The sequence below is a fragment of the Rhizobacter sp. P2_H2 genome, from assembly GCF_056403375.1.
In genome coordinates this window covers 1-9,057 of the sequence record NZ_JBFUFP010000128.1, presented here as the reverse complement: position 1 = coordinate 9,057, position 9,057 = coordinate 1, and the positions used below count along the sequence as shown (strand labels likewise).

12 protein-coding genes are annotated in these 9,057 nt (G+C 62.1%); 5 read left to right on the top strand and 7 right to left on the bottom strand.

The genetic code is table 11. The annotated features are described in order from the left end of the window. Positions 1-74: 74 nt before the first annotated feature. The 3 genes from AC1D15_RS10165 to AC1D15_RS10155 form a co-directional block, all read right to left on the bottom strand. Complete coding sequence (locus tag AC1D15_RS10165; RefSeq protein WP_477825882.1) at positions 75-341, bottom strand: hypothetical protein; 267 nt, start codon at positions 339-341, stop codon at positions 75-77. Further along, complete coding sequence (locus AC1D15_RS10160; RefSeq protein WP_477825881.1) at positions 338-1,141, bottom strand: metallophosphoesterase family protein; 804 nt, start codon at positions 1,139-1,141, stop codon at positions 338-340. Before AC1D15_RS10160 ends, AC1D15_RS10165 begins: the two co-directional genes overlap by 4 nt. A gap of 235 nt (positions 1,142-1,376) precedes the next feature. Then, entirely contained in the window at positions 1,377-1,742 is a 366-nt protein-coding gene (locus tag AC1D15_RS10155; protein WP_477825884.1) for a hypothetical protein, read from the bottom strand. On the opposite strand from AC1D15_RS10155, the gene AC1D15_RS10150 reads away from it, so the two are divergent. Next, the gene (locus tag AC1D15_RS10150; RefSeq protein WP_477825883.1) at positions 1,623-2,351 is read left to right on the top strand and encodes a helix-turn-helix domain-containing protein; all 729 of its coding nucleotides are present in this window, start codon (positions 1,623-1,625) and stop codon (positions 2,349-2,351) included. The two genes, AC1D15_RS10155 and AC1D15_RS10150, sit on opposite strands and share 120 nt — an antisense overlap. Positions 2,352-2,598: 247 nt before the next feature. On the opposite strand, the gene AC1D15_RS10145 is transcribed toward AC1D15_RS10150, so the two are convergent. Next, positions 2,599-2,904, bottom strand: coding sequence for a helix-turn-helix domain-containing protein (locus AC1D15_RS10145; RefSeq protein ID WP_477825880.1), 306 nt, complete (start codon positions 2,902-2,904; stop codon positions 2,599-2,601). Between the two features lie 120 nt (positions 2,905-3,024). On the opposite strand from AC1D15_RS10145, the gene AC1D15_RS10140 reads away from it, so the two are divergent. After that, complete coding sequence (locus AC1D15_RS10140; protein ID WP_477825879.1) at positions 3,025-3,675, top strand: hypothetical protein; 651 nt, start codon at positions 3,025-3,027, stop codon at positions 3,673-3,675. 318 nt (positions 3,676-3,993) lie between these two features. Here AC1D15_RS10140 and AC1D15_RS10135 read toward each other — a convergent pair whose 3' ends face one another. The 3 genes from AC1D15_RS10135 to AC1D15_RS10125 form a co-directional block, all read right to left on the bottom strand. Then, complete coding sequence (locus tag AC1D15_RS10135; RefSeq protein ID WP_477825878.1) at positions 3,994-4,944, bottom strand: plasmid partitioning protein RepB C-terminal domain-containing protein; 951 nt, start codon at positions 4,942-4,944, stop codon at positions 3,994-3,996. Beyond that, complete coding sequence (locus tag AC1D15_RS10130) at positions 4,941-6,836, bottom strand: recombinase family protein (RefSeq protein ID WP_477825877.1); 1,896 nt, start codon at positions 6,834-6,836, stop codon at positions 4,941-4,943. Before AC1D15_RS10130 ends, AC1D15_RS10135 begins: the two co-directional genes overlap by 4 nt. 124 nt (positions 6,837-6,960) lie before the next feature. Further along, entirely contained in the window at positions 6,961-7,671 is a 711-nt protein-coding gene (locus tag AC1D15_RS10125) for a hypothetical protein (protein WP_477825876.1), read from the bottom strand. A gap of 145 nt (positions 7,672-7,816) precedes the next feature. Here AC1D15_RS10125 and AC1D15_RS10120 point away from each other — a divergent pair, with 145 nt between their 5' ends. From AC1D15_RS10120 to AC1D15_RS10110, 3 genes are all read left to right on the top strand, one after another. Further along, positions 7,817-8,071 carry a hypothetical protein gene (locus AC1D15_RS10120; RefSeq protein ID WP_073466581.1) on the top strand — a complete coding sequence of 85 codons (255 nt, stop codon included), beginning with the start codon at positions 7,817-7,819 and terminating at the stop codon, positions 8,069-8,071. 412 nt (positions 8,072-8,483) lie between these two features. Next, the gene (locus AC1D15_RS10115) at positions 8,484-8,669 is read left to right on the top strand and encodes a DUF3606 domain-containing protein (protein WP_073466582.1); all 186 of its coding nucleotides are present in this window, start codon (positions 8,484-8,486) and stop codon (positions 8,667-8,669) included. 18 nt (positions 8,670-8,687) lie between these two features. Continuing rightward, the coding region (locus AC1D15_RS10110) for a DNA polymerase ligase N-terminal domain-containing protein (RefSeq protein WP_477825875.1) at positions 8,688-9,057 on the top strand (370 nt) is incomplete at its 3' end.

The following is a 9,057-nucleotide window of genomic DNA, read 5'->3' as shown; positions in this document are numbered from 1 at the left end:
CTCGAAGTACCGGTCGATATCTCCCTGCGTGCGATGCAGCACGCCGTCAAAGTCAACGAAGACAAAAACGGGGTTCACTTTGCGCACTCGTGACCGAAGCTAGCTTGGTCGAGTTCTACCGGCAGAAGGGCTGACTGAGACCAGGTCGGCACGTTGAGCACACCGAACGCGAGGGCGGCCAGCTTGCCACCGAACGCACTGCCTCTCTTCGCCCAATGCTTCGCGTTGCGCCCGTAACGGTGGATGACGGCCTGTTCCACCGTCTCGTAATCCACGCTCCTCGGCCAGGTTGGCCGCGCGATTAGCTTGAGGTGCGGGTAGCCGAACACGAGGAGCCTCATCCTGATGCCCTCAGTTGTCGCCGACGTGCATCGTCGATCTCGCCCGGCATGACAACCTCCCACCGCCCGTCGGGCCACAGCGCCGAGACGCCACGCAGTCCTACTCCATGGCTTTCGAACTTTTGCTGTACCCAGAATCCAGAGCTGTCCTGGTTGTCGTGATGATGTCCGTGGATTGCATACCGCGCACCGAGGAACTGCGCCAGCTCGTCGATGGCTCGGAAGCCCGTTCCGTTGCCGCTGACGTCGCAGTGGTAGGAAGGTGCCTCGTGCGTCACCAGAATGTCCGCCTGCATTTCTGCCAAGGCGTCGTACTCCTCTTCGAAGATGCTGGCCCAGTGCTTGTGGTGCACCTGGGGTGACGCAGCATCGTACGGATTGAAGCGGTACTGTCGCGGGGTCACGCGCTCGAGATCCAATCGCGAGTAGTACGTTGATCGGCGTCCGTTCTTGTCTCCTACCTGCGGGTACCACACGTCGCCCCTGAACACTCCGGCGAGGCCGGCCAAGCGTAGGCCTCCTTTCAACGTGACCACGCGTCCGTGGACGTTGTGCGGGTCCGTGTTTCGGTTCCAGACGCGGCGAGCCAGCACTTGGCTGTCGGCATCGTGGTTGCCCGCAATGAAGTACCACTCGATGTCGCTCTGTTGCAGCGCAGCCATCTCCTCTTCCAGAGGACGCGAAGGCTCCATGTCCCCGAGAAGAACGACGGTTGATGCGCGAGTGCGACTCGCGCTCTCAACAACTTGCCGAAACCTGGAGTGCGGATCCCCGCAGAACAAGACAGGGCGCAACGTCATGATTCGCTCCCGAACGGCCGGAACCGTCCTGGTGCAGGTGCATGCGAGTTGGTTTGGATTGCCAAAATTGGCTGAAGAGCGGCGGGCATGGCGTGGACTTGCTGCGTGGACGCGAAATGTCGCCCACCGGCTTGAAAACTCGCGTTGGCTAGAGCGCTTGAAAACGCTCCCTGTGTAGGGCGAGAACCGCGCGCCCGGATCGCTGATGGCCAGCCGCCGCGGGCGACATGCGGCATCACACCCCAATCGAGGCGACGAGACGTCGCTCGCCAACGATCGGCGGTTCGTCGCTGGGAAACGTGCAGTAGAACTGGATTCCTCCCACGTCCTCAACGATCACGACCGGCTCGTTCGACGGGACCTCGTTCGCAGCCCACACGCTTCGAATGTCGCGAACCGTCCAACCGGTGCCATGAGCATGCGGCACGACCTGCTGCAAAGAGACGAGCGCGTGCCGTGCTGGTGGCGATGTCTCACCAGCATGTGCCAGCGCCTGGGCGTCGATCAGATCGATGAGGTCGTTCTCCCAGCTGCAGCACACGGAGCGCACGAAGCTGCTCTCGTCTTCCTGGACCAGGAAGGTGATGATGAACCAAGGCATTTGAAGCGAGAGTTCGACTGCCCTGTAGTAGCCCGACCCGGGCGAGCGAAGGAACGGCGGAACGGGGAATTCGAACGATTTGTGACAGACGAACATCGGCTGGTGGGCGTCGCCGGACTGGATCCGGTGGCTGAGTTTTTTATAACCGGAAGTATCCGGAGGTCTTCGCGATCTGGCGAGCGCGATGCCGCTTGTACGACTGCGCAGCCCGTGGTTAGATTCCCTTTCGGAATACGCCCGGGATGCGGCTACCGTGGCTGGCGAAGGGTCGTCATGTTCAAGTCTCTAAACAGCCGTCATCAACAAATCTTCCTGGAGCTCCTGCGAAGCAATCGCGAGTCTGTCAGGCTGCGTCAGGCCGACTTGGCGCAGCGGCTTGGCCGTGGCCAAGCAACGGTCAGCAAGGTCGAGAGCGGTGAACGCCGGATCGACGTGATCGAGTTGCGCGCCTGGCTGCGCGCGCTGGAGGTCGATTTCGTTGCCTTCGCCGTCGAACTGGATCGACGTCTGCAGGCTCATCCGGTGTCTGATGGCCGGTTCCGCGTCGCACGCCGGAAGGATGCCCCTGCGATCTCACAGGGCACCGCCCCACCACGGCGACGAACGTAGATTCGCTTGTCGCGGAGCTTCTGCACGAGGGACGCCAACTGCGGATCCTCAGGAACCCAAAGGCAGCCAGCAAGAAGACCGGCCGGTGGATTTGGTACAGGGCTGGCGATAGGGCTCCGCCATCTACGTCGGGCCTAGCTGCAGGGGAACTCTCGACTTGGGACATCGTTCGACCAGCGCCGCAGTTGCCGCCCCTCGGAATGGTCGATGACGCCGGAGGGAAGGGCGTATCCGGCGGTGTATGAACTCAGTCGGGCTTCCTCGTGCGTCGACGGATGCCTCTGGACTGCTGTGCTTTGAGAAGCGCCATGGTCGTAAGCCGCTCATCAAGCTCCTGAGCGAAAACAACGAAGGAAACACCCAGGGCCGCAAGCCATTCATGCAGCTCGATCACGTCGAGGCGGCGAACGCCGCGCTCGCTCTTGCTGATGTCGGTCTGCCGCATGCCGGTTCGCTCGGCCAGCTGGACTTGCGTTACTCCCGAGCGCTCGCGAGCAGAGCGCAGGAGCTCCAGCAACACATTCTCGGGCTCGATCTTGATGGTTCGAGGCATAGGTCACACGATCGGAGGCGTGGACGATGCATGCGAATCTGGAATATGCGAAATTCGACTAGTATTCGTTGGAAGCGTGTACGCAGAGGCGGACTACGCGCAGGGCAGAAAAGAACTCCGATGGCAGAAAAAACCACGCACACACTCTCGAACGGCCAGGAACTCTGGCTCTGTACCTTCACCGGCGAAGTATTGGATCAGAGCAAGACTTCGACCACGACGGTGTCGCAGCAAGCACCAACCGTCCTCAGCAGCAAGATGGTGATTCCAGGGCGAATCGAGACCACCACGACGTCAGAGCACGAGATGTGGCTGCGCTCCGCTGATGGTCGAGAGCACCCAATCCGCATGTCGGACATCGGCTTGGCGGCGCGTCCTGGACATACCGTCACGGTGCTGTGGGGCAGCATGGTGGGAAACGAACAGGGGCAATACTTCGCGGGCCGCAACCACACGACCGAAGAGGTTCGCAGCGACGTGCTTGCGCTGGGCCACGAACTGCGAAGCTGGCACCTCAATGTCGGCGCCGGCGCGAACTTCCTTCTCTGGGTCTCGGTCACCGCGATCGTTCTGGCGCTCCTCGGATTTGTGCTGACCGGCGGTAGCCTGGAGAATCGCCTGTCCTTGGCATTCGGCGGGCTGATTGCGGGGGCCGTTCTTGGGTTTATCGCATGGGCCGTTGTCGGCAGCAATCTGGGTCCGGAGAGAAGGGCTCGCGCAATCGCCGATGAGATCAACCGTCTTGCTGAGGAGCGCTTGCTGGCCGCGTGACGGAATCCAGTTCTTGGGCGACGTGGTGGTCGCAGCCGCCGACCACCACGGCCAAGTCGTCAGGCTGATGTCGGACGGAATGACGTTGGTGATCGAGCCACGGCCACCAGCGGTCTCCTGGTTGAGTCAGTCTTGGTGACCATGCATGACCCACCGAAGGGGGCTCGGTTCGGCGCCAGCACAAAGCCGATCTGGGCTGCCTCGTCAACAGCTTGGCGGCGACTGGGGTACATCTCCTGGCGACCCAGCTCCTCCGCCAGTCGCCGGCATCTGAGGATTCGGTTCGTGGACCAATGCGCCCGCGTGCATCGGTTTGATCTACGGCTGCAGCGTTGGCGAAGGGCGCGTAAGCATCACATCATCGGAGGATGCGGTGAGACCGGCCGGTTCGGAGAACTCTACCAGTCGCCGAAGTTGCTCCGGGCGATGGATCGCTAGCCATCGAACCAGTGACGGGTTGGTAAGGAGCTTGCGGATGTGGGCAGACAGGATGCTTAACTCCATTGTCGCGTTGGCATGATGAGCGGCAAGTCGCCGAGTTTCTGCAGCGGACGCCGCAAACGACCCGCGCAATGCCTTTGCTGCAGCCCGCTCTGCGTCATTCCATGCGAAGCGCGGCTTGCGAACGAACTGTTCCCTTGACGTAGAGCGAACGAGCGCAAGCGCGACCCGCGCGGAGARGTCTTCAAGATCGAGCATGGCCCTCGCAACTTCGACCTGTCGCTCAGGCACGAGCCTTCTCAGGCAGCGATAGACCCCTTCGGACACAGGCGATTCGCCGATGAGCTGTTGCGCGTCGGCGCAAATCCGATCGAGCATGCCAAGCCGCAGTGTGATGTCGGAGACCTTGATACCGAAGACTTCGGCGAGGTACTCGCTGCCCATGCCGAATTCCGCCGCCCGCGACAGGATCTGATGTTCTCGCGCGATCGAAGGTACGTTGAGGCGCTCCGCCGGTCTCAGACGCTCGGCTACCGGTTGAAGGCAGATCGCCGACTGTGCACGCAGGAGTTGCAAGACAGACACTCGAAGCTCTCCATCCGCAACGAAGAACCGATCGTCGTTCGACTCGCGCATTCCTGGGGGAACGGGTACGACCACTATCGCTGTGACCTGACCGAAACGCTCGATGGACTGGCGAAGTTGCCAAAGGCGATCGCTTCGACGCTCGTCCGGTGCGGTTTGACCGCGCAACTGCAGCTGCTCAAGTCGAACTGGCGCAGGGAAGCGAACGAAGTTGAGCTGTCGCTCAAAGGTGCGATGGTTCATCCATTCACCTCTGCATGATGGCCCCAAGCGCGCAGCACCTCTGGCACGGTGGGGGAAGAGCTGCCGGCGATGAGGACACTGCAGTCAGGATCGTTCAGGAGCTCAAGCAACTCGGACTTGGTGGCTTGAAGGCGAGCCAGAGCGAGGGCGCCCTTCGCATGAAACCGCTGATGCTCCGCGAGCTTTCGGCCGTAGAGCCCGAACAGTTCGACAGGCGCCATTCGAAAGGTGGATGTCCGTGCGGGTGGATCCTGATTGCCGGAGGGTGAGTTCATGGAGGGTCTCTGCGCGAATGGTGCAAAGAGCTCGATGCTCGACTGATGTGACGGCCCCCGTGCGTCCACCGGAACGCGTGACATGAGCGCGAAGAACAGGCAGAGGTCTTGGCAGTGATAGACGTCTAGCTCCCGGCTATTCGCCTCGCGCAGCGGCCGCTCGGAGGCTGGACGATCAAGGGCGGGAATGACGTAGAAGTCGAAAGGACGCTCGTTGGCTTCGTCGAGCCGCACGTAGATGCTGATGTCCGCAGCATCGGGGTCCGGCTTCTGCAGGCGCCAGCCTCGATGTCCGTCGATTTGGCCAGCAGTGAGGATCACGATGGCGACCTGCAGTTCGCCATTCACCAGCAGCATGGTGGTCACCTGATCCATCACCGCGAAGCCCCCTGCGGTGTAGATGCCCTTGATGACGGCTCCAACGATCCGGGAATAAAGCTGGCGGGCTCGTCGATTGGCGTCGACGAACTCCATGTCCCGGGCAGGCTCGAAGCCGGCAAGACGGAAAGCATTCTTCAGCGAGCCGAAGTGCTGGACGTAGGTCGTGCGCGAGGGGATCCCGTTGCGCGCGCTGAGCATCTCCGATGACAGGCGGGAGCGCTCCGCCAAGAGCTCTCGCAGGGCTGCCACCATTCGCTCATCGTGGTACTGCTGTGACCGTCGGCCGAATACTGCTTGCGCCTGCTGGAATCGTTCGGGCGTGACGAGGGGCTCGAAGGCATTCGGTCGTCGGATCCACGCCTCCGGCGGATTGCGCTTTGCTGGCGTGTGGAGGCGAGATGATCTGCGGTTGTAGAGAATCGTTCCGATGTACTTCTCGTTCGTCAGAACTTGCATCACCGTGTGCCAGGTCCAGGGGCGTCCTTGCTTCCAGAAGACACCACGCTTGTTCATGCGCCTCGCAATCTCTTTGACAGGGAGATCGTCGTCGATGAAGAGCGAGTACATCAGGTTGACCAACTGACGGTGTTCCTCGGATTGCGGAATCAGCACCACGCGATCCGCCTGCAGGTACTTGCGTTGCCCTGGCTGAAGAATGGCCTTCGGCTTTCGAAACGGGTCGACCAGCTGTCTGCTGAGCCCGAACCCTGGGTGACCGCCTTGGTGAAACCCTTGCTCGATGGAGTAGCAGTGCCCGGCGAAGACTTTCTCCGACAGCTCCCGGCTGTATTCCGCGGCCATGCTGCGCTTCATCGCTACCAGGATGTTGGCAACCATCGAACCGTCATTGGCGAAAGGCTCGGCGCAGTACAAGACACGCACGCCGTTGCGGCGACAAGCCAGCTCGTAGGAGGCCGCCTCATCAGGATCCTGAAAGCGCCCCCATCTGCTGATGTCGTGAACCAAGACGGCGCGGTATGGCACCGGCGGGTGCTGAACGTCGTGGAGCAACTGACGCAAACCTGACCGGTCCCGGATATCGAGCCCACTCTTCCCGAGGTCCTCGTACGAGCACACGACGTTCATCCCGTGCTCGTGGGCGTATCTGGCGATTGCGCGGGACTGGTTGGTGATCGAGTAGCGCTGATGCTCTGTGGACATGCGCACGTAGCGTGCGACGGGAATCAGCTCCGACGCCGCTGCAATCTCGGCGCCGCCGGTGTGCGTGTCGGTCATGATGCACCTCGCGAGCAAGCTCAGAGGCGCAGTATGTGACCGTGACGGAGTCTCGTCCACCAGAAGGCCGAGCTGTCACCAGCAATTGGTACTTCGAGCGCCGCGGGCGGCGTTGTTGGCAGGGCTAGTGGAGGGTGGGGTCCGAAGGCAGCAGAGAGACCTCGACCAGAGACGAGGCGTTCGGCGGGCGGTCGGAACCGAATACTGCGTCGAGGACACACTCCTCCACACCAAACCACACCTGTGCGGCATCGAACTCCGCATTTGACGGCAGCTTCTCTGGAGGAAACCCCTCGGCGTCCCAGCGCTTCAGCTTGTGGGCCGAACGGGCAGCGAACGCAGGTGGCACCTCGGCCGCCGCGAACAGCGCGTGAAGGGCGGCGAGGGCGCGCTCGATCTGCTGCGGTGATGCGCCGACTACGCTGAGCAACCAGTTCTGTCGCGGCAGGACAGGTGCTGGGCTCTGCCCGTCGGTCATCGGTGGCAGATTCACGCCCATGAGGTGGTCTGCGGCTTGGCTTGCCGGGCGCTCGCTTTGGATGGGGTCGGCCACCGCGGTTTCCCACAGATCCCAAGCATCCATCAAGCTGAGCCTGGGCTCCAGTTCGAACACACGCTCCCAGAAGGCAAGACGCCACTGCCGATCGGACGCATCCGAATTGATCTGCAATCGGAAATAGCGCTCCGCCCAGGCCTCAGGCGTGCCGGAATCGGTTGCAGCGAAGGAGTCCTCCGCCACCTCCTTCAGCTGCTCGATCGTCGCCTTGGCATCCAGCTTGCTGAGCTCGGCAAACACGCGGTCGACCCAGGCGGCTTTCTTCAGGGCAGTCGACATGATCTTTCCAGTACTGCGGGGGGTTTGAGGCTCGGACGAACTCTACGACGGGACGAGACGGCTGACGAGAGGGCTTGTCATGGCCAGCCCGACAGAGGTTCGAGAGTAGGCTGCTCGCGTTCAACGCATCCAAGGAGACGACAGCATGGAGCAGTTCGATGAGGCAGGCGATGTCGCCAAGTACCTTCACGGCGAAATAATGGCGTTGACCGCGCTGATTGCGGCGGTGGTGAAGGTTTCCGTGCCGAAGCCGCTGTTCGAACAAGCGGCACTCAGGGAGCTGCAGCTGCTGCGAGATGCCTTCCAGCCCAATCCGGAGGCGGCAGTCCAGCTGCGGGCCGTCGAGATGACCCAGAAGTGGTTGTTGGACTTCACTCGGGGCGGCGCCCCGACGAACTGATCGGGGCGAGCTATGGAGGTGGCCGGACTACAGGATATGAGGCACCGCCTCACACACGTCTCATATCGGGCGCCACTGACAAAGGGCCCGCATCGCTGCGCGCCCCGTCAATACTGGCTCATCGACCTGGGCTCGAACCAGGGACCTACGGAATAACAGGCCGCCGCTCTCGTCACGCGTTGCCCGCTTCGCCGCGAGTGCCTTGCGAATCTGCATCGATGTTCGGGCTTGCTCGCTCCACGGTCTACCAGATCGTCGGCCAACGGGACCGCGCATAGAAGCATCCGGGCGAGCGAGGTGAAGTGCCGTGGATCCTGTAGGCATTCACCTGCGAGAACGTTGGTGGTTCTCTGGCAGATCCAGGACGGCTGCCGCAAGAAGATCGAACAGCATCGGTGTTTCGGAGACCGCAATGGACGACAAGAGCAAGGCTGGCGGGCAGGACCGCACCAGGATCAACGCCAACGAAGACTACGAGGTACGCAACTGGTCCAAGAAGTTCGGCGTGAGCGCTGAGCAACTGCGGGCGGCGGTGAAGGCCGTTGGATCGAATGCGAAGGATGTGGAAGCGCATCTGAAGCAGGGCAAGTCGAGCTGACGAGGCGCTCACCACGCCATGGCCGATAAGCCGAGTGCCCGCGGTGCTGAAGCACCCCTGGCGAAGTACAAGGCGAAGCGGAACTTCAGCGTCACGCCTGAGCCTACGGGTACCGGCTCGCGTCGAGCGGCAGGCCGGAAGCAGCAAGCGCCCAGCTTCGTCATCCAGAAGCACTGGGCCAGCCGGCTGCACTACGACTTCCGCCTGGAGCATGGCGGCGTCATGCTGAGCTGGGCGGTGCCCAAGGGCCCCAGCTTCGATCCCGCCGTCAAGCAGATGGCAATCCACGTCGAGGATCACCCGATCTCGTACTCGGACTTCGAAGGCGAGATCCCCAAAAAGCAGTACGGCGCGGGCACCGTGATCGTCTGGGACCGCGGTACATGGG